Source organism: Citrobacter sp. Awk 4 (genome assembly GCF_028069725.1).
Lineage (GTDB): Bacteria > Pseudomonadota > Gammaproteobacteria > Enterobacterales > Enterobacteriaceae > Citrobacter_D.
Map to the genome: position 1 here is coordinate 29826 of NZ_JANEWG010000008.1, position 21426 is coordinate 51251.

Consider the following 21426-nt stretch of genomic DNA (forward strand, 5'->3'; position numbering starts at 1 on the left):
GTTCTCCTTAACGTTGCCAGCTACCGGAAGCGTCCAGCGTGCGGCTTACCGTCGTTTTCTCTACCGATGACGCGATACGTTCCTGTAGCAACTGGACGTAACGTTGTTCATCAATCGGCAGTTCGACCCAGTCATCTGTCCAGGTGGAGAGATGCATGGCGTTAGAGAGTGTCAGGCCGTGAATGCCTTCCAGACCGGGGGCAATAAGCGCCTCGCCATGCAGGATGGCTGCGGTGAAATTGCGGGTAATGACATGATGTTCGCTGCATTCTGGCGCTGTCGGAACGACAACCTCCCAACATTCCGGCTCGCCAAAACCGTTTTGCCAGCGTCTGTTAAAGTCAGTTTCGGATTCGCGCAGTCGCCAGAAGCGCAGACGGCCTTCTTCCACCACGACTTTGCCGCGATCGCCAGTTATCTCCAGCCGGTTAGTTCCTGGCGTTTCCGCAATGGTAGTGATGAATACACCGGTCGCGCCGTTGGCAAACTCTGCGTACGCGGTCACTTCGTCTTCCACCTCAATCTGTCGGTGCTTGCCAAACTGGCAGAAAGCGCGTAGTCGAACCGGCATACCGACCAGCCATTGCCACAAGTCGAGCTGATGCGGGTCCTGATTGAGCAGCACGCCGCCACCTTCGCCTTTCCAGGTGGCGCGCCAACCGCCAGAGTTGTAATAACTCTGCGAACGATACCAGTTGGTGATTATCCAGTTAGAGCGACGCAATTCACCTAGTTCGCCGCTGTCGATAAGGTCTTTGACTTTCTGATACAGCGGGTTAGGCCGCTGGTTGTACATCATGCTGAACACCACGTCGCAATTGCGCGCGCAGGCGTTCATCTCCTTTACCTGAGCGGTATAGACGCCGGCGGGTTTCTCGCACAGCGTATGGATCCCAAGGCGCATGGCCATCATCGACAGCGCCGGATGGTCGTAATGAGGGGTTGCCACGATGACGGCATCAATCAAGCCACTCTCCAGCATTTCACGCGCATCGCTGAACAATGCAACCTCTTCGCCGACCAACTGGCGGATTGTCGTATGTTTATCAGGGTTATTGTCGCAAACGGCAGTGAGTACAGCCTCTTGTACCGTACCGGCCAGCAAATAGCGGGCATGATGGGAGCCGATATTTCCAACCCCAATAATGCCAAAACGTACTTTTTTCATGTCATACCTTTTCAGGTGCAATGAGGGATAAGCGGAACATAAGAAACACCAGGAATACCGACAACGTGATTTTGTGAGAGTGGTTGCAGGACGGGGAAATAAGTTAGAACGCTAATCAAAAATGAGTCATAAAATCAGTTAGCTACGTTTGCAAATATTTGCAAAAAGAGATTGCGAGTGAGGTCACAAAATGTCCGGCAAGCTAAAAATGGATGAAATCTCCGCCTTAACCGGCTTTTCGGTGAGTACGGTTTCAAGGGTGCTCAGCGGAAAATCCTATACCAGTGATAAAGCACGTGTGGCGATCCTCAAATGTGCGCGTCAGCTAGGGGTTTTGGATTCGCTGGCCAGTGGTCGACTCCTGATTAACGGCATTGCCGTATTCGCCCCGCAGCGTACATTTACGGCGCACGGCGATCCCTTTTATCTTGAGGTGACGCGTGGCATTGCGCAGGCGGTTGCGCCGCATGATGTGTATTTGAGCTACTGCGGCCTGGACGAACAACGGGCGGATATTAAGACGTTCATGGCCAGGGCCAACAACAAAAACATCAATGCGATCATTATTATTGGTGTTGATGACTCGACGATTCATAAGCTGGCTCAGTCGCTGGATAAACCTTGTGTACTGATCAACTCGCAGGACAAAGAAGGGCTGCTTGATGCCGTCTCCCCCGATCATTGGGCGATCGGCAATCGGGGAGCGCAGTATTTGTTTGAGCAGGGGCATCGACGTATCCTCAACGTCACGAGTCTGCGCCGCGAGACGTTATACTGGCGACTGGAAGGGATTAAAGACGTGTATCGGCAGTATCAAATTCCGTTTGATGTCCAACGCGATCTGCTGGTCACGGAAGGATTTTCCGAGCAAGAGTCGGAAAAAGCCTTTGCGGGGTGGATGCAAAGCACCCCGCGCGACGCGTGGCCGGAAGTGATTTTCTGCGCCGGTACTTCAATGTTCGTGGGCGTTAAGCGAGTGCTGGACGGTATGGGTGTGCAGATACCGGAAGAGATGTCGCTGATGACGACAGGCGTTCAGGAACTTGAGACGGACATTATTTCCACCGTCACCAGTATGGTGCTCCCTTGTCGGGCGTTGGGGATAGAAGCGGTACATTTGTTACAAAACCGGCTTAATCGTCCCTGTGCGCCGGTATTTAATTTACTGCTCAAGGGGATTGTTTCCGATAGAGGCACGGTAGCTAACGCAACACGGCATGCCGCTCGCATGACGATGTCGCGTTAAGCGACCGACAACATCATGCTTCTGGCGGCAAACAGACCCCAATTCCCCCAATGCCACAGTAGCCGTAGGGATTCTTGTGCAGATACTGCTGGTGGTCATCCTCGGCGTAGTAAAACGGGGTGGCGCGGCTAATTTCGGTGGTGATGCGGCGATCGTCATTTTCTGCAGCCATCGCCGCCTGAAAGCGTTCAAGACTGGCGCGAGCGGCGGCGTCCTGTTCCGGCGTCAGCGGATAGATGGCGGAACGGTATTGTGTCCCCTGATCGTTGCCCTGACGCATACCCTGCGCCGGGTCGTGATTCTCCCAAAAAACCTGTAGCAACTGCTCATAACGGATAACCCTGGGATCGTAAACCACACGAACGGCTTCGGCGTGACCGGTTTGCCCGGAGCAGACTTCCCGATAGGTGGGGTTTGGCGTATAGCCGCCGGTATACCCCGCCGCCGTGCTATATACCCCCGGTAATTGCCAGAATAAACGCTCAACGCCCCAAAAACAGCCCATGGCAAAGAGGGCAATTTCCATCCCTTCAGGCACATTTGTCATGGAGTGTCCGTTTACCGCATGCAGAGTGGCTACCGGCATCGGGGTATTGCGCCCGGGCAAAGCATCTGCTTCAGTAACCAAATGCTTTTTATCAAATATGCTCATGGTGCGGTCCTCCCAAAAACTGTCATTTGGTTTAAGGTTGTAACAAGACGCTTCTTTGCACACAATAACTATTGTGAATGTGTCTAAAGTAAACATAAGAAAAATTTGGGTTGTTGTCTGTTTTTTCAACCTTTATTGTTGATTTTTTGTTAAGCCATTGGATGGTGTAGCGTTCTTTTTCCAGGGCCAGGAAAAAAAGGATATTCAGGAGAAAATGTGCCACATATCCGTCAGTTATGTTGGGTCGGCTTGCTATGCTTGAGTGGCTCTGCCGTCGCCGCGAATGTCCGTCTACAGGTTGAAGGCTTATCGGGAGAGCTGGAAAAAAACGTCCGTGCCCAACTGTCGACGATTCAGGGTGACGAAGTCACGCCCGACAGGCGCTTTCGCGCGCGCGTTGATGATGCTATCCGCGAAGGGTTAAAAGCGCTGGGCTATTATGAGCCGACCATTGAATTTGATTTACGTCCGCCTCCGGCGAAAGGGCGTCAGGTATTAATTGCTAAAGTCACGCCGGGTCAGCCGGTGTTGATTGGCGGCACTGAGGTCATTTTACGCGGTGGCGCGCGGACCGATAAAGATTATCTGGCCTTGCTGAAAACGCGACCCGCGCTGGGAACCGTGCTGGATCACAGTGACTATGACAACTTCAAAAAGTCGTTAACCAGCGTCGCGCTGCGTAAAGGGTATTTCGACAGCGAATTTAATAAGAGCCAGTTGGGTATCGCGCTGGATCGTCATCAGGCGTTCTGGGACATCGACTATGATAGCGGTGAACGTTACCGCTTCGGACATGTCACGTTTGAAGGTTCGCAGATTCGTGATGAATACCTGCAACATCTGGTGCCGTTCAAAGAGGGCGATGAGTACCAGTCGAAAGATCTGGCGGAGCTGAACCGCCGCCTCTCAGCCACCGGATGGTTTAATTCCGTGGTTGTCGCGCCTGAGTTTGATAAGGCCCGCAAAACGAAAGTCCTGCCGCTGAAAGGCGTTGTGTCACCGCGCGTAGAAAACACCATTGAAACCGGTGTGGGCTATTCAACCGACGTTGGGCCGCGCGTGAAAGCCACGTGGAAAAAACCGTGGATGAACTCTTACGGCCACAGCCTGACGACCAGCACCAGTATCTCTGCGCCCGAGCAGGTGCTTGATTTCAGTTATAAAATGCCGCTGCTGAAGAACCCGCTGGAGCAATATTATCTGGTACAGGGCGGCTTTAAGCGCACGGATCTCAACGATACCGAATCAGACTCCACCACGCTTGCCGTTTCCCGCTATTGGGATCTTTCCAGCGGCTGGCAGCGCGCCATCAATCTGCGCTGGAGTCTTGACCACTTTACCCAAGGGGAAGTCACGGACACCACCATGCTGCTTTATCCTGGGGTGATGATCAGCAGAACGCGCTCACGCGGCGGTCTGATGCCGACGTGGGGGGATTCGCAGCGCTATTCCATTGATTATTCGAATACCGCCTGGGGTTCCGATGTGGATTTCTCGGTGTTCCAGTTGCAAAACGTCTGGATACGCACCCTGTACGATCGCCATCGCTTTGTGATGCGCGGCAATCTGGGGTGGATCGAAACCGGCGACTTTGACAAAGTGCCGCCGGATCTGCGTTTCTTCGCCGGGGGCGATCGCAGTATTCGCGGCTATAAATACAAATCTATCTCGCCAGAATACAGCAACGGCGACCTGAAAGGGGCCTCGAAGCTGGCGACCGGCTCGCTGGAGTACCAGTACAACGTCACCGGAAAATGGTGGGGCGCGGTGTTCGTCGATAGCGGCGAAGCGGTCAGCGATATTCGTAAAAGCGACTTCAAAACGGGCGCGGGCGTGGGTGTACGCTGGCAGTCTCCCGTCGGGCCCATCAAGCTCGATATCGCCGCTCCCGTCGGCGATAAAGAAGAAAATGGTATGCAGTTTTACATCGGTCTGGGGCCAGAATTATGAGTCTATGGAAGAAAATAAGCCTCGGGGTACTGATTTTTATTCTGCTGCTGTTGGGAACAGTGGCGTTTCTGGTGGGCACCACGACGGGGCTGCATTTGATCTTCAATGCGGCGAATCGTTGGGTGCCGGGGCTGGAGATTGGTCAGGTCACGGGAGGCTGGCGTGATCTGTCTCTGAAGAATCTTCGTTACGAGCAGCCCGGCGTGGCGGTGAATGCCGGAGAGGTACATCTGGCGGTCAAACTCGACTGTCTGTGGAACAGTAGCCTGTGCGTGAACGATCTGTCGCTGAAAGACATTCGTGTTGCCATCGACAGTAAAAAAATGCCGCCTTCTGCACCGGTAGCAGAAGAAGAGGACAGCGGCCCGCTGAACCTTTCTACGCCTTATCCGATCACCCTTTCACGCGTGGCGCTCAATAACATCAACCTCAAAATTGATGACACGACGGTCTCAGTGCTGGATTTTACCTCCGGCCTGAACTGGCAGGAGAAAACCCTGACCCTGAAGCCGACATCGCTTCAGGGACTGCTCATCGCCTTGCCAAAAGTGGCGGAAGTCGCGAAAGAAGAGGTGGTTGAGCCGAAGATCCAAAACCCGCAGCCAAATGAAAAACCGCTGGGCGAAACGCTGAAAGATCTGTTCTCCAAACCGGTGCTACCGGAAATGACCGATGTGCATTTGCCGCTCAATCTTAACATCGAAGAATTTCGCGGCGAGCAGTTGCGTATTACCGGGGATACCGATCTGACGGTACACACTATGCTGCTGAAGGTGAGCAGCATCGATGGCAACATGAAGCTGGATGCGCTGGATATCGACTCCAGCCAGGGGAGCGTCAATGCTACCGGCAGCGCGCAACTGAGCGACACCTGGCCAGTAGATTTCACCCTTAACAGTACGCTGAATATCGACCCGCTCAAAGGCGAAAAGGTGAAGCTAAAAGTGGGCGGCGCGCTGCGCGAGCAACTGGAGCTTGGCGTTAATCTTTCAGGCCCGGTCGATATGGTTCTGCGTGGTCAGACACGCCTGGGAGAGGCGGGATTACCGCTGAATCTGGAGATCGTCAGCCAGCAACTCTACTGGCCGTTTACCGGCGACAAACAGTTTCAGGCCGACGATCTTAAACTCAAGCTCACCGGCAAGATGACCGACTATACGCTGTCGATGCGTACGGCGGTGAAGGGGCAGGATCTGCCTCCGGCCACCCTTACTCTGGATGCGAAAGGCAACGAGCAGCAAATCAATCTCGATAAACTTACCGTTGCGGCGCTGGAAGGAAAAACCGAACTGAAAGCGCTGCTCGACTGGCAGCAGGCGATCAGCTGGCGCGGTGAACTGACGCTGGATGGTATCAATACGGCAAAAGAGATCCCTGACTGGCCATCTAAGATCAATGGGTTGATTAAAACCCGGGGAAGCCTGTACGGCGGAACCTGGCAGATGGAAGTCCCAGAACTCAAACTGACCGGCAACGTGAAGCAGAACAAACTTAACGTGAACGGTTCACTGAAGGGCAACAGCTACCTGCAGTGGATTATTCCGGGTCTGCATCTGGAACTGGGGCCGAACAGTGCGGATGTGAAAGGCGAGCTGGGGGTAAAAGATCTCAATCTTGACGCCACCATCGATGCGCCGGGTCTCGACAATGCGCTGCCGGGGCTGGGCGGGACGGCAAAAGGGTTGGTAAAAGTACGCGGTACGGTTGACGCGCCGCAACTGCTGGCGGACATCACGGCACGCGGTCTGCGCTGGCAGGAATTGTCGGTGGCGCAGGTACGTGTAGAAGGCGATGTCAAATCGACCGACCAGATTGCTGGAAGCCTCAACCTTCGCGTAGAGCGAATCGTACAGCCTGACGTCAATATCAATCTTGTGACGCTGAGTGCCAAAGGCAGTGAAAAGCAACACGAACTGCAACTGCGGATTCAGGGTGAGCCCGTCTCCGGACAGCTCTCCCTGGCGGGAAGCTTTGACCGTAAGGAAGAGCGCTGGAAAGGCGCCCTCAGTAATACACGCTTTCAGACGCCGGTTGGCCCGTGGTCTCTGAACCGCGCTATCGCGCTGGACTATCGTAATCAGGAACAGAAAATCAGTATTGGGCCGCACTGTTGGATGAACCCGAATGCTGAACTGTGCGTGCCACAAACCATTGATGCGGGCGCAGAAGGGCGGGCGGTGGTCAACCTTAACCGTTTTGACCTCGCGATGCTGAAACCGTTTATGCCGGATACCACCCAGGCGAGCGGCGTATTTAGCGGCAAGGCCGATGTGGCCTGGGATACCACCAAAGAAGGGTTACCTCAGGGGCAGATTACGCTCAATGGCCGTAATGTGAAGGTGACGCAGACCGTCAACGACGCGCCGCTGCCGGTCGCGTTTGACACGCTGAACCTGACTGCCGATCTCCACAACAATCGCGCGGAGCTGGGCTGGTTGATTCGCCTGACCAACAACGGTCAGTTAGACGGGCAACTGCAGGTGACTGACCCACAGGGCCGACGCAATCTGGGCGGCAACGTTAATATTCGTAATTTCAATCTGGCGATGGTGAACCCTATTTTCTCGCGGGGTGAGAAAGCAACGGGAATGCTGAATGCCAACCTGCGCTTAGGCGGTGATGTGCAAAGCCCGCAGATGTTTGGACGATTGCAACTCAGTAGTCTGGATGTCGACGGCAACTTTATGCCGTTTGATATGCAGCCGAGCCAGATATCGATGAACTTCAACGGAACACGTTCCACACTCGCCGGGGTAGTGAGTACCCACCAGGGGAAAATTAACCTGAGCGGCGATGCGGACTGGAGCCAGATCGACAACTGGCGTGCGCGGGTTGCGGCTAAAGGCAGCCGGGTGCGGATCACTGTACCGCCGATGGTACGCCTCGATGTCTCGCCGGATGTGGTGTTTGAGGCCACGCCGAGTCTGTTCACCCTCGATGGTCGGGTGGATGTGCCGTGGGCGCGTATTGTCGTGCATGACCTACCGGAAAGTGCGGTAGGTGTCTCCAGCGATGAGGTGATGCTCAACAATAACCTGCAACCAGAGAACCCGCAGAGCGCCTCGATTCCGATCAACAGCAACCTGACTATCCATGTCGGCAATAACGTGCGTATGAGTGCGTTTGGGCTGAAAGCACGTCTGACTGGCGATCTGAAAGTGGCACAGGACAAACAAGGCCTGGGACTGAACGGGCAGATCAACATTCCGGAAGGCCGCTTCCATGCCTATGGTCAGGATTTGATTGTGCGTAAAGGTGAACTGTTGTTCTCGGGTCCTCCGGACCAGCCGCTGCTCAACATCGAAGCTATCCGTAATCCAGAGGCTACCGAAAACGATGTGATCGCCGGAGTGCGTGTTACCGGAACGGCCGATGAACCGAAGGCGGAGATCTTCTCTGACCCGGCAATGTCCCAGCAAGAAGCGCTCTCTTATCTGCTGCGCGGACAGGGGCTGGACAGCGATCAAAGCGACAGTGCAGCGATGACGTCTATGCTTATTGGTCTGGGGGTTGCACAAAGTGGTCAGGTTGTGGGTAAAATCGGGGAGACATTTGGCGTAAGCAATCTGGCGCTGGACACGCAGGGGGTAGGCGACTCATCCCAGGTGGTGGTCAGCGGGTATGTACTGCCAGGTCTGCAGGTGAAATATGGTGTGGGTATATTTGACTCTTTAGCGACACTCACGCTACGTTATCGTCTGATGCCCAAGCTATATCTGGAAGCGGTGTCTGGCGTAGATCAGGCACTGGATTTGCTCTATCAGTTCGAGTTTTAGCAATGCGAATATTTGTCTACGGCAGTTTACGACGCAAACAGGGCAACAGCCACTGGATGACCAACGCCCAGTTGCTGGGCAACTACAGTATCGATAATTACCAGTTGTACAGTCTGGGCCACTATCCAGCCGCAGTTCCGGGAAACGGAACGGTACACGGTGAAGTTTATCGTATTGATAATGCTACGCTGGCCGAGCTTGATGCCTTGCGCACCAGGGGCGGTGAATACGCACGGCAGTTGATCCAGACGCCGTACGGGAGTGCATGGATGTATGTGTACCAACGTCCGGTTGATGGTTTAACGTTAATAGAAAGCGGCAACTGGTTAGATAAAGACCTGTACTAAGATGAACACGCCACCTTCGGGTGGCGTTGTTTTTTACGCTGACTGTTTTTGCATGCATAAAAAAACACCGCCGAAGCAGTGTTTTTTAATTCGCAGTAAAAATTACTTCTTCGCAGCGCGCTCGAAAGAGGCCACGATTTCCGCTTTCGCGGCTTCTGCGTTGTCCCAACCGTCAACTTTAACCCACTTGCCTTTTTCGAGGTCTTTGTAGTGCTCGAAGAAGTGAGTGATCTGGGCTTTCAGCAGTTCCGGCAGGTCGGTCACATCTTTGATGTGATCGTATTCTTTGCTCAACTTGGTGTGCGGTACCGCAACCAGTTTCGCATCTTCACCGGCTTCGTCGGTCATTTTCAGTACGCCAACCGGACGGCAACGTACAACAGAACCCGGCTGCAGCGGGTACGGAGTCGGGACCAGTACGTCTACCGGATCACCGTCCAGGGACAGGGTGTGGTTGATGTAACCGTAGTTGCACGGATAGAACATCGCGGTAGACATGAAACGGTCAACGAACAGTGCGCCGCTCTCTTTGTCAATTTCGTATTTGATCGGATCGGCATTCGCCGGGATCTCGATAACAACGTAGATATCTTCAGGCAGGTCTTTACCCGCTGGGACGTTGAGTAAGCTCATGTCTGTTTCCTTTAAAATGTATGGCAAACAAGTGGCAAGTATTATAGCCAACTCGTGGCGAAAGTCTTCGCTTGTTTTCGTTTCCATCCATGATCCCTTGCTGTTTTTAGCGCGTTTGCATGACAGGAAAATCCATAACAACAGCTGCATTTTTCATAAGTGAATGGAAGCGATTACAAACTTGTGATTAACGTTTTATTTACTTTTTTGAAGTGTGATGTAACGCAATTCGTTACATGTTCCATTGTCTATAGTTTTTCCGCGACTGTTTGTTAATCAACGATAACTCACCCGACGAGGACGCACTTATGTGGAAGCGCTTACTTTTAGTTACAGCAGTTTCGGCAGCTATGTCGTCTATGGCGATGGCCGCTCCTTTAACCGTAGGATTTTCGCAGGTCGGCTCTGAATCCGGCTGGCGCGCCGCTGAAACAAACGTGGCGAAAAGTGAAGCTCAGAAACGCGGCGTGACGTTAAAAATCGCCGACGGCCAGCAAAAACAGGAAAACCAAATTAAAGCGGTGCGTTCATTTGTCGCCCAGGGCGTGGATGCGATTTTCATCGCGCCGGTGGTGGCAACGGGTTGGGAACCGGTGTTGAAAGAAGTTAAAGATGCCGGTATTCCCGTGTTTCTGCTCGATCGTTCCATTGATGTCAAAGACAAATCTCTCTATATGACCACCGTAACTGCCAACAACGTGCTGGAAGGGCAACTGATTGGCGACTGGCTGATTAAAGAGGTGAACGGTAAGCCGTGTAACGTGGTGGAACTGCAGGGGACAGTCGGCGCCAGCGTGGCGATCGATCGCAAGAAAGGGTTTGCCGAAGCCATCGCCAAAGCGCCAAACATCAAAATCATTCGCTCGCAGTCTGGCGATTTTACCCGCAGTAAAGGTAAAGAGGTGATGGAAAGCTTTATCAAGGCGGAAAACAACGGCAAGAACATCTGCATGGTCTACGCCCACAATGATGACATGGTGATCGGCGCGATTCAGGCGATTAAAGAAGCGGGTCTGAAGCCAGGCAAAGACATTCTTACCGGATCTATCGACGGGGTTCCGGATATCTATAAAGCGATGATTGACGGTGAAGCGAACGCCAGCGTTGAGCTGACGCCGAACATGGCGGGGCCAGCCTTTGACGCGCTGGAAAAATATAAGAAAGACGGCACTATGCCTGAGAAGCTGACCATTACTAAATCGGTCCTCTATCTGCCGGATACCGCCAAAGAAGAGTTAGAGAAGAAGAAAAATATGGGCTATTGAGTTCGCGTACTCTCTGTAGGCCTGATAAGCGCAGCGCCATCAGGCGTTGAAATGCCGGATGGCGACGCACAGCGTCTTATCCGGCCTACAAACCCAGCTGAACCAGGCCTACGGGGCGCCGCGCTGTGTACCGGAGGAATACCATGACCACCGACCAACACCAGGAAATCCTCCGAACAGAGGGATTAAGCAAATTTTTTCCCGGCGTCAACGCGCTGGATAATGTCGATTTTAGCCTGCGTCGTGGCGAAATTATGGCGCTGCTGGGGGAAAACGGCGCGGGGAAATCGACGCTGATCAAGGCGTTGACCGGTGTGTACCATGCCGAACGCGGCACGATCTGGCTGGAAGGCCAGACGATCTCGCCTAAAAATACCGCCCATGCCCAACAGCTGGGTATTGGTACGGTCTATCAGGAAGTGAATCTGCTGCCGAACATGTCGGTGGCGGATAACCTGTTTATCGGACGCGAACCTCGTCGTTTTGGCCTGTTGCGGCGCAAAGAGATGGAAAGGCGCGCCACCGAGTTGATGGCCTCTTACGGATTTTCCCTCGATGTCCGCGAACCGCTTAATCGCTTTTCTGTGGCGATGCAGCAAATCGTGGCGATTTGTCGGGCCATCGATCTTTCTGCGAAGGTGCTGATCCTCGACGAACCGACCGCCAGTCTGGATACCCAGGAAGTTGAAATGCTGTTTGGGCTGATGCGCCATCTGCGCGATCGCGGCGTCAGCCTGATCTTCGTGACGCATTTTCTCGACCAGGTGTATCAGGTCAGCGATCGGATCACCGTACTGCGCAATGGTCGCTTTGTCGGCTGCCGTGAAACGCGCGAACTCCCGCAGATCGAACTGGTGAAAATGATGCTGGGGCGTGAGTTAGATACCCATGCCTTGCAGCGCGCGGGAAGAACCCTGTTGAGTGACAAACCGGTAGCGGCATTCAAAAACTATGGCAAAAAGGGGACTATCGCACCTTTTGATCTGGAAGTGCGCCCTGGGGAGATCGTCGGTCTGGCGGGACTTTTAGGATCAGGGCGTACGGAAACCGCAGAGGTGATCTTTGGGATCAAACCCGCAGACAGCGGCAGCGCGATGTTCAAAGGCAAACAGCAAACGCTGCGCTCGCCGCACCAGGCGTCGTGTCTGGGGATCGGCTTCTGCCCGGAAGACCGGAAAACGGATGGCATTATTGCGGCTGCCAGCGTACGGGAGAATATTATTCTGGCTTTACAGGCGCAGCGCGGCTGGTTACGACCGATTCCCCGCAAAGAGCAAAATGACATTGCTGAACGCTTTATTCGCCAGTTGGGTATTCGTACCCCGAGCGCCGATCAGCCGATTGAATATCTTTCCGGCGGCAATCAGCAAAAAGTGCTGTTGTCACGCTGGCTACTGACCAAACCGCAGTTTCTGATCCTCGATGAGCCCACGCGCGGTATCGACGTTGGCGCCCATGCAGAGATCATCCGCCTGATCGAAACACTGTGCGCAGACGGTCTGGCGTTGTTGGTGATTTCATCCGAACTGGAAGAGTTGGTGGGGTACGCGGATCGCGTCATTATCATGCGCGATCGCAAACACGTGGCGGAGATCCCGCTGGCAGAACTGTCCGTACCGGCAATCATGAACGCCATTGCGGCCTAAGGAGATCATGGTGATGCCTCAATCTCTCCCTCACTCTACCCCGCCGAAAAAGCGCTTTCGCTGGTCGACGGGGATGCCGCAACTGGTGGCGTTAGCGTTGGTGCTGCTGGTGGATAGCGTTGTGGCGCCGCACTTCTGGCAGGTGATATTGCAGGATGGCCGACTCTTCGGTAGCCCGATTGATATTTTGAACCGCGCCGCGCCAGTGGCGCTGTTGGCGATCGGCATGACGCTGGTGATTGCCACCGGGGGGATCGATCTTTCTGTTGGGGCTGTGATGGCGATAGCCGGGGCGACCACTGCCGCCATGACGGTCGCCGGGCACAGTTTGCCCGTCGTTCTGCTGGCTGCGCTGGGGACGGGGATTCTGGCGGGGTTATGGAACGGTATTCTGGTGGCGCTCCTTAAAATCCAGCCGTTTGTCGCAACGCTGATCCTGATGGTCGCCGGGCGCGGGGTTGCGCAACTGATCACCTCTGGACAGATTGTGACCTTCAATGCGCCGGATCTCTCGTGGTTTGGCAGCGGCTCACTGTTGCTGTTGCCGACGCCGGTCATTATCGCCGTGTGCACGCTGGTGTTGTTTTGGCTGTTGACCCGCAAAACGGCGCTGGGGATGTTTATTGAAGCCGTGGGGATCAACATTCGGGCGGCCAAAAATGCCGGGGTAAACACGCGGATTATTGTCATGCTCACCTATGTTCTGAGCGGCGTGTGCGCCGCCATCGCCGGTATCATTGTCACCGCTGACATTCGTGGAGCAGACGCCAATAACGCCGGGTTATGGCTGGAACTGGATGCCATTCTGGCGGTGGTGATTGGTGGCGGCTCGCTGATGGGAGGGCGGTTTAATTTGCTGCTTTCGGTGATAGGCGCGTTGATTATCCAGGGGATGAATACCGGGATTTTGCTGTCCGGTTTTCCACCTGAGATGAATCAGGTCGTTAAAGCCATCGTCGTATTGTGCGTGCTGATTGTGCAGTCTCAGCGCTTTATCAGCGTGATAAAAGGAGTGCGTGGTCATGATAAAACGTAATTTGCCGTTAATGATCACCCTTGGGGTCTTTGTGCTGGGGTATCTCTGGTGCCTGACGCAGTTTCCCGGTTTCGCCTCCACGCGGGTGATCTGCAACATCCTGACCGATAACGCGTTTCTGGGGATTATTGCCGTCGGAATGACTTTCGTGATCCTCTCCGGTGGGATCGATCTCTCCGTCGGGTCGGTGATCGCTTTCACCGGCGTGTTCCTCGCGAAAGCCATCGGTGACTGGGGGATTTCGCCGCTATTGGCGTTTCCGCTGATACTGGCGATGGGCTGTGGGTTTGGGGCATTCATGGGACTGCTGATTGATGCGCTGAAAATCCCCGCGTTTATCATTACCCTCGCGGGAATGTTTTTTCTGCGCGGCGTCAGCTATCTGGTTTCCGAAGAGTCAATTCCGATCAACCATCCTGTGTATGACACGCTCTCAAGCCTGGCGTGGAAAATCCCCGGTGGCGGTCGCCTGAGCGCGATGGGGTTACTGATGCTGGCGGTGGTAGTGATAGGCATTTTTCTGGCTCATCGTACGCGGTTTGGGAATCAGGTTTATGCCATTGGTGGGAGTGCGACGTCAGCGAATCTGATGGGGATTTCAACGCGCAGTATGACCATTCGCATCTATATGCTCTCGACCGGGCTGGCGACGCTCGCCGGTATTGTGTTCTCGCTCTATACCCAGGCCGGTTACGCGCTGGCGGGTGTTGGCGTCGAGCTGGATGCTATCGCCTCGGTGGTTATTGGCGGCACCCTGCTGAGCGGCGGCGTAGGGACGGTGTTAGGCACACTCTTCGGCGTGGCAATCCAGGGGCTGATTCAGACCTACATTAATTTTGACGGGACGCTCAGTTCCTGGTGGACGAAAATCGCTATCGGCATTTTGTTGTTTATTTTTATTGCGTTACAGCGTGGTTTAACGGTGTTGTGGGAGAATCGGCAGAATGCGGTGGTAATGCGCGTGGCGACGAAGCCATAACGTGCCGGGCGGCGCTAACGCTACAGTTCGACATCAGAGACAGGCCCGATAAGCGAAGCGCCATCGGGCCTTTTCAATGACAGGAATTACGCGTCCGGGAACTCACGGATAAAGCGTTCGACGTCTTCAACCATATGGTTGTTACCCACGAAGAACGAACGGCGCTGGTGCAGGCTTTCCGGGGTGATATCCAGAATGCGCTCTTTACCGTCGCTGGCTTTGCCGCCGGCTTGCTCAGCCAGGAAAGCCATTGGGTTGCATTCGTACAGCAGGCGCAGTTTCCCGTCCGGGTGGCTGGCGGTGCTTGGGTAGAGGTAGATCCCGCCTTTGAGCAGGTTACGATGGAAATCCGCCACCAGGGAACCAATATAGCGCGAGGTGTACGGGCGCTGCGTTGGTTTGTCTTCTTCCTGGCAGAACTTGATGTATTTCTTCACGCCCATCGGGAAGCGAATGTAGTTGCCTTCGTTAATGGAATAGGTGCTTCCTTTTGCCGGGAAACGCATACGTTCCTGGCTGAGGCAGAAAACGCCGAGAGAAGGATCGTAGGTGAAGGCATGTACGCCGCAACCGGTGGTATAGACCAGCATGGTTGAGGAGCCGTAAACGACGTAGCCCGCAGCGACCTGCTTGTTACCGGGTTGCAGGAAATCTTCTTCGGTCACCGGTGTGCCAACAGGCGTAACACGGCGGTAAATGGAGAAAATTGTGCCGACAGAGACGTTAACATCGATGTTGGAAGAGCCATCCAGCGGATCCATCAGGACAACATACTTCGCGTGTTCACACCCTTCAAAGACGACAATCTCATCTTCTTCTTCAGAGGCGATACCAGCAACAATATCACGCGCCTTCAGTGCAGCTTTCAGTTTTTCGTTCGCAAACAGGTCGAGTTTTTGTTGAACTTCGCCCTGTACGTTCTCAGCACCGCTGGCACCCAGGATATCGACCAGTCCGGCCTTGTTGATATCGCGGTGGATGATCTTGGCGCCCAGTTTTATCGCCGACAGCAAAGCAGTGAGTTCACCCGTAGCATGAGAAAACTCGTGCTGCTTTTCGACAATAAATTCACCTAACGTTTTCATAACACTTTCCCTGCAATCAATGTGGAGTAAAGCGACCGAGGCAATCTTAACAAATATTACGTGGGCTGCGCTTAGGTGAATCGCGCCAGCAAACTACGGAATCGCCTGAAATACATTTCTCAGTCGCATAACATGTGCGTAAAATGGCCCCCAGATTAAAAAAGGATAGTGACGTATGCGCATTCATATTTTGGGAATTTGTGGCACTTTCATGGGCGGTCTGGCGATGCTGGCGCGCTCGCTCGGTCATGAAGTAACGGGTTCGGACGCCAATGTGTATCCGCCGATGAGTACCTTACTTGAGAATCAGGGTATCTCTCTGATTCAGGGTTACGATGCCAGCCAGCTCGACCCACAGCCGGATCTGGTCATCATTGGCAATGCCATGACCCGTGGAAATCCCTGCGTTGAGGCGGTGCTGGAAAAAAACATTCCCTTCATGTCTGGCCCACAGTGGCTGCATGACTTTGTTCTGCGCGATCGTTGGGTGCTGGCGGTGGCGGGAACGCACGGCAAAACCACCACGGCGGGGATGGCGACCTGGATTCTGGAGGTCTGCGGTTACAAACCGGGGTTTGTGATTGGTGGCGTGCCGGGCAACTTTGATGTCTCCGCTCGCCTCGGTGAGAGCGAATTCTTCGTCATTGAGGCTGACGAGTATGACTGTGCGTTCTTCGACAAACGCTCCAAGTTCGTTCACTACTGCCCACGTACGCTGATCCTGAATAACCTTGAGTTTGATCACGCGGATATCTTTGACGATCTGAAAGCGATCCAGAAACAGTTCCACCATCTGGTCCGAATCGTCCCTGGGCAAGGGAAGATCATCTGGCCTGAAAACGACATCAACCTGAAGCAGACGATGGCAATGGGATGCTGGAGTGAACAGGAACTGGTCGGCGAGCAGGGCCACTGGCAGGCGAAAAAACTGAACACCGAAGCGTCTGAGTGGGAAGTGTGGCTGGACGGTGAGAAAGTCGGTGAAGTGAAGTGGGCGCTGGTCGGCGAACACAACATGCATAACGGGTTGATGGCGATTGCCGCCGCGCGTCACGTGGGCGTGCTGCCGGCTGATGCGGCTAACGCGCTGGGATCGTTTGTCAATGCGCGTCGCCGCCTGGAACTGCGCGGGCAGGCCAATGGCGTGACGGTGTATGATGATTTTGCGCATCATCCAACGGCCATTCTCGCGACCCTTGCCGCTCTGCGCGGTAAAGTGGGCGGCACAGCGCGGATCATCGCGGTACTGGAACCTCGCTCGAATACCATGAAGATGGGGGTCTGCAAAGACGATCTGGCGCCGTCGTTAGGACGTGCGGATGAAGTGTTCTTGCTGCAACCGCAACATATTCCGTGGCAGGTCGCGGAAGTCGCAGAAGCGTGTGTACAGCCTGCGCACTGGCATTCAGATGTGGATACATTGGCGGATATGGTGGTGAAAACCGCCCAGCCAGGCGACCATATTCTGGTGATGAGTAACGGTGGATTCGGTGGGATCCATCAAAAACTGTTAGACAAACTCGCGGCGAAAGCGCAGCAGTGATCAACAGAACGTAATGTCATGATGGCCAGCGTAATCCTGCTGGCCTTTTTTATTCCTTCGCCCTGGTCGCGAAGGCTTTTTTTTACTCGTTTTACGATGAATAACGGATCCCGGAACACCCTTCATGATGCCTGACTCCCTGAATCCCGATGTGATTTACCATAACGGTAAAATTTATACGGCAGATAAGTCCGATCAATTTTGTGAAGCTATCGCCATCAAACAAGGCTATATCGCCGCGGTCGGCAGCAGTCATGAACTGCTGGCGCTGGCGGGGGCGCAAACGGAAGTGATCGACCTTGAAAAAAGGGTTGTACTGCCAGGGCTTATCGATAGTCATATGCATCCATTCTGGGGGGGAAAGCAGCTGCGTGGCTGTAATCTGAACTATGCGGCGCTGACTGTAGAAGAGACGCTGGCGTTGATTCAGAAGCATCTTGATGATGACCCGCTGAAAGAAGAAGACGACTGGTTATCCGTGCGTGCGTGGCAGCGTCAGGCGATGATCCCAGCCGGTGCCGACATGTGCCGTCAATCGCTGGATACGTTGAACACGCGCCGCCCGGTGGTGCTTTTTTCCAATGACTGCCATACGCTGGCGGCCAACAGCCGTGCGCTGGAGATGCTGGGCATCACTGAAGAGACCCCGGTTCCGGCGGATGGCAAAATCGGCCGGGATGAAGAGGGGCGTTTAAACGGTATTCTGGAAGATGCGCCAGCCATGCGCGCTTTCGACAGCATTCCAACCGGTACGCCGGAACAGTGCGTTCTGATTGCCCGTCATGTTCAGCGGGTCCTGAATCAGCAAGGCGTAACCACAGTCATGGATACCCGGGTTTACGAAGAGCAACTTAAGGCGTTCGCCGCTCTGCGTGATAGCGGCGAGTTAACCCTGCGGATGTGCGGCGCGCGTGAAATTACGCCGGACAGCGTTGCGGGTCCACAGGATGCCGGCCGCGCGCTGGATGAACTTGTCGACTTTAACCAACGCTGGAATGATCCTGTGTGGCAGCCCGCGCCTGGTTTTGGCGTCAGCCATGTGAAGTTTTTTGTTGATGGCGTGCTCCAGCCCCCGACCATGACCGCATCGCTGCTGCAGCCCTACCGTAAAAACCGCGGGACGCACGCGCAACCTGACTGGCAGCCGACAGAAGACTACGGCGATCTCTACTTCACCCCCGAGGTATTTAATGCGCTGATTAAGGAGTGCGGACGTACCGGCGTTCACCCGCATATGCATACGGTGGCGGAAGGGGCGATAGAGATGGCGCTGGATGCGTTGCAGGAGATGCGTCAGGCCTGGCCGCAGAAGGACGTCCGTCCGGGTCTTGCGCACAATGAGCTTGCGGCGGCGCATCAGTATGCCCGTTTTGCTGAACTGGATGTTACGGCGGTCCTCTCCTATCAGTGGGCGGGATTACCGGCGGTGTTGATTGAAGAAGAACGCGCCATGCTGGGTGAAGAGCGATTCCCGCATCTTGAACCGCAAGGGCGATTCCTGGACGCTGGCGCGCGTCTGGCGTATGGCAGTGACTGGCCAATAGACCGTCTTGATGAGTGGTATAACCTGCAAATTGCTATGACGCGCCGGGCGTGGGATGCCGAAGGCAATCCTGCGGGCCCGCGTCTTGATAATGACCGCAATTTAACCCTGACAGAAGTATTGCGATCCGCCACGATCGACGCTGCCTATATGATTGCCCGCGATCGTGAAGTGGGTTCTCTCGAACCTGGCAAGCTGGCCGATCTGATTGTCCTGAAAGACGATATTTTCAGTAATCCTCCGGAAACCTTATTCAAAACGCGGGTGCTGCGTACGGTTGTCGGCGGTAAAGTGGTTTGGCAGGACGCCTGATAGTGTGAAATAAACAGCCTGTTTCTGTTACGGAAACAGGCTGTTCTATTTATGGAATTGTATTTAAGCAGAATAAATAACGTCGAGTCCATTTTGTTTTCGACGTTCTATAAATTTACATGTGAAATAAGTTAATAAAATTAAAGTAAATAATTTTAATTGAATAGAACGCTTATTATGCTTTTCAAAATCTTACCCATATGTAAAAATCCGCGGTCTTTTTTTGATTATAAATAAACCTTTCAACGGTGCCTGTTAACAGCGCCAGGAGATGATACGGGAATGCCACAAAAACATCAGCTACGAAGAGTGCTTAAAACACCGGCCCTGGTCGCATTTGGTCTGGCGTATATGGTTCCGCTGGGAGTATTTACCACCTACGGACAGGTGACTGTCCTCAGTGAAGGGCATTTGCCTGTCGCCTATCTCGTGACGATTGCGACGATTCTGTTTACTGCGTTGAGTTACTGTCGTATGACCAGCGCGTTGCCGCTGGCCGGTTCTGCTTATTCCTATGTTCAGCGTAGCTTTGGCGGCAGAATGGGATTTTTAGTGGGTTGGGCGCAGATCCTGGATTATTTATTCCTGCCAATTCTGAATTATCTTGTTTTAGGCATCTTCCTGCATGAGGCATTCCCGGCGATCCCGGCGCCTGTCTTTGTTCTGGCATCTATTATATCGGTCAGTCTACTGAATATTCTTGGCGTACGACTGATGACCTCCGTTAATTTCACCTTAATCGCGGCACAGTTAATTTTTATCGTGCTGTTTATCGCCCTTTCTTTTAGCCAGGCTGATTTGAGTCCGGATGCGCTGCTGCGTCCTCTGTTAGTGGACAGCGGGCATCTGGGCGGATTGCTGGCCGGTGCGGCGGTACTTTGCCTGGCGTTTTTAGGGTTTGACGCTATCGCGACAATGGCGGAAGAGGCTGATGATGCGAAACGGACATTACCTCGCGCCATTATCATTACCGTCCTGCTGGCTGGCGTTATCTTTATCGCCGTGTCGTATGCCGCGCATTTGATCTACCCGGACTGGCAATCGCTGATCCCGGTTCAGGATACCGCAAGCCTGGTGGTGTCGGAAAAAGTCGGCGGCAAATGGATGTACAACTTCTTTATGGCGGCTTACCTGACCGGCGTTTATGCCTCTGCAATGACGGCGCAGACCGGCGTATCGCGTATCTTCTACGCCATGGGACGTGAAGGCGTTTTGCCGAGAAAAATCTTTTTCCATCTGCATAAGCGTTTCCATACCCCGTATCGGGCGATTATTTTTGTGGCGCTGGTATCCCTGACGGCGCTGGAGTTGAGCCTGGATCTTGTCGTTTCGATGATCAGTTTCGGGGCGCTCGTCGCGTTTACATTTGTGAACCTCAGCGTCATCAAACACTTTCTGATCAATGAACAACGCCGTGGCGCCGCTGCGCTGTTTCACTATGGTCTGTTGCCGTTACTGGGGGTAGGGATGTCGGTGTGGCTGTGGACGAACCTGGCGCCGGATGCGTTAAAAGTGGGCCTCGTGTGGCTGGCGGGCGGGTTTGCCTGGCTGCTGTATATGACGCGCGGATTACGCCAGTCGCCGCCGTCCGTTGATTATGATGAAATCGCTCACCTGATTGATTAATCATCTCTCCCGCGCACGTTGGTGCGCGGGTTTTCATTCACTTTTTTATCACCTGATATGCTGACCAGTAAAAAAATAACCTCGACAGAATCCCCGCTCTTTCAGCGCCTGGACGCGCTGTACTCAACGGCTTTCCCCTGGCACGAACAGCGGGAGATGCACGCAAAGCAACAGGCCATTGCCAGCCCGCATTACGCCCTTGAAGGGTGGTTTGAAGAGGAACAGTTTATTGGCCTGAGCGGATGCTGGAGCTTTGACGACTACGTTTACGTTGAGCATCTGGCGATTGATGGGGCATTGCGCTCGCAGGGGTATGGCAAAATCCTGCTCGGGCAGATCCTTGCGCGTTCGCCAATGACGATTCTGGAGATAGATCCACTGACGACGGAAATCGCCGAAAAACGGCTGCGGTTTTACGAATCAATGGGGTTTTTTGCGAATCCCTGGCCGCACACGCATCCGGCGTATCATCCGGGAATGGCCGGGCATGAGCTCATTGTGCTGAGTTATCCGGAGCCGATAGAGGCAGTGCAGTATGCTCGCTTCAATGCGGATTTATGCCACCGCGTCATGGCGCTATAAAAAATAATGCCCCAGCTTTGCTGAGGCATCCAGGGCG

Annotated in this window: 16 protein-coding genes; 12 read left to right on the forward strand and 4 right to left on the reverse strand. The window is 54.0% G+C overall.

The genetic code is table 11. From position 1 onward, the window contains the following. Positions 1-7 precede the first annotated feature (7 nt). Entirely contained in the window at positions 8-1168 is a 1161-nt protein-coding gene (locus NNO04_RS04950; protein WP_271443732.1) for a Gfo/Idh/MocA family protein, read from the reverse strand. A 190-nt stretch (positions 1169-1358) separates the two neighbouring features. Here NNO04_RS04950 and NNO04_RS04955 point away from each other — a divergent pair, with 190 nt between their 5' ends. Beyond that, entirely contained in the window at positions 1359-2414 is a 1056-nt protein-coding gene (locus NNO04_RS04955; RefSeq protein WP_271443733.1) for a LacI family DNA-binding transcriptional regulator, read from the forward strand. A gap of 13 nt (positions 2415-2427) precedes the next feature. Here NNO04_RS04955 and msrA read toward each other — a convergent pair whose 3' ends face one another. After that, positions 2428-3066, reverse strand: a complete 639-nt coding sequence (gene msrA / locus NNO04_RS04960; RefSeq protein WP_271443734.1) for a peptide-methionine (S)-S-oxide reductase MsrA — start codon at positions 3064-3066, stop codon at positions 2428-2430. A 216-nt stretch (positions 3067-3282) separates the two neighbouring features. Here msrA and tamA point away from each other — a divergent pair, with 216 nt between their 5' ends. Genes tamA through NNO04_RS04975 form a run of 3 tightly spaced genes read left to right on the forward strand, consistent with a single transcriptional unit; the run spans position 3283 to position 9139 of the window. Further along, positions 3283-5016, forward strand: coding sequence for an autotransporter assembly complex protein TamA (gene tamA / locus NNO04_RS04965; RefSeq protein ID WP_271443735.1), 1734 nt, complete (start codon positions 3283-3285; stop codon positions 5014-5016). Further along, the gene (tamB, locus tag NNO04_RS04970) at positions 5013-8792 is read left to right on the forward strand and encodes an autotransporter assembly complex protein TamB (protein ID WP_271443736.1); all 3780 of its coding nucleotides are present in this window, start codon (positions 5013-5015) and stop codon (positions 8790-8792) included. Before tamA ends, tamB begins: the two co-directional genes overlap by 4 nt. Before the next feature lie 2 nt (positions 8793-8794). After that, on the forward strand, positions 8795-9139 hold the full coding sequence (locus tag NNO04_RS04975) for a gamma-glutamylcyclotransferase family protein (RefSeq protein WP_271443737.1): 345 nt from the start codon (positions 8795-8797) through the stop codon (positions 9137-9139). Between the two features lie 102 nt (positions 9140-9241). Here NNO04_RS04975 and ppa read toward each other — a convergent pair whose 3' ends face one another. Next, positions 9242-9772: an inorganic diphosphatase gene (gene ppa / locus NNO04_RS04980; protein ID WP_162382989.1), complete on the reverse strand. Its 531-nt coding sequence runs from the start codon at positions 9770-9772 to the stop codon at positions 9242-9244. A gap of 308 nt (positions 9773-10080) precedes the next feature. Here ppa and ytfQ point away from each other — a divergent pair, with 308 nt between their 5' ends. From ytfQ to yjfF, 4 genes are all read left to right on the forward strand, one after another. Continuing rightward, positions 10081-11037, forward strand: coding sequence for a galactofuranose ABC transporter substrate-binding protein YtfQ (ytfQ, locus tag NNO04_RS04985; protein WP_192610860.1), 957 nt, complete (start codon positions 10081-10083; stop codon positions 11035-11037). Between the two features lie 143 nt (positions 11038-11180). After that, positions 11181-12683 carry a galactofuranose ABC transporter, ATP-binding protein YtfR gene (gene ytfR / locus NNO04_RS04990; protein WP_271443738.1) on the forward strand — a complete coding sequence of 501 codons (1503 nt, stop codon included), beginning with the start codon at positions 11181-11183 and terminating at the stop codon, positions 12681-12683. A 13-nt stretch (positions 12684-12696) separates the two neighbouring features. Continuing rightward, the gene (ytfT, locus tag NNO04_RS04995) at positions 12697-13719 is read left to right on the forward strand and encodes a galactofuranose ABC transporter, ATP-binding protein YtfT (protein WP_271443739.1); all 1023 of its coding nucleotides are present in this window, start codon (positions 12697-12699) and stop codon (positions 13717-13719) included. After that, entirely contained in the window at positions 13706-14698 is a 993-nt protein-coding gene (gene yjfF, locus NNO04_RS05000) for a galactofuranose ABC transporter, permease protein YjfF (protein WP_271443740.1), read from the forward strand. Before ytfT ends, yjfF begins: the two co-directional genes overlap by 14 nt. An 86-nt stretch (positions 14699-14784) precedes the next feature. Here yjfF and fbp read toward each other — a convergent pair whose 3' ends face one another. Continuing rightward, positions 14785-15783 (reverse strand): class 1 fructose-bisphosphatase, encoded by a 999-nt coding sequence (gene fbp / locus NNO04_RS05005; RefSeq protein ID WP_162382984.1) that lies wholly within the window; start codon positions 15781-15783, stop codon positions 14785-14787. A gap of 175 nt (positions 15784-15958) precedes the next feature. Between fbp and mpl the strand changes: the two genes are divergently transcribed. From mpl to NNO04_RS05025, 4 genes are all read left to right on the forward strand, one after another. Next, a complete protein-coding gene (gene mpl, locus NNO04_RS05010) occupies positions 15959-17326 on the forward strand; it encodes a UDP-N-acetylmuramate:L-alanyl-gamma-D-glutamyl-meso-diaminopimelate ligase (RefSeq protein WP_271443741.1) in 1368 nt (455 codons plus the stop codon). A gap of 124 nt (positions 17327-17450) precedes the next feature. Then, on the forward strand, positions 17451-19181 hold the full coding sequence (locus NNO04_RS05015; protein ID WP_271443742.1) for an amidohydrolase: 1731 nt from the start codon (positions 17451-17453) through the stop codon (positions 19179-19181). A gap of 282 nt (positions 19182-19463) precedes the next feature. Continuing rightward, positions 19464-20807 carry an APC family permease gene (locus tag NNO04_RS05020; RefSeq protein ID WP_271443743.1) on the forward strand — a complete coding sequence of 448 codons (1344 nt, stop codon included), beginning with the start codon at positions 19464-19466 and terminating at the stop codon, positions 20805-20807. 57 nt (positions 20808-20864) lie between these two features. After that, on the forward strand, positions 20865-21389 hold the full coding sequence (locus NNO04_RS05025) for a GNAT family N-acetyltransferase (protein ID WP_271443744.1): 525 nt from the start codon (positions 20865-20867) through the stop codon (positions 21387-21389). The last annotated feature ends 37 nt before the right edge of the window (positions 21390-21426 follow it).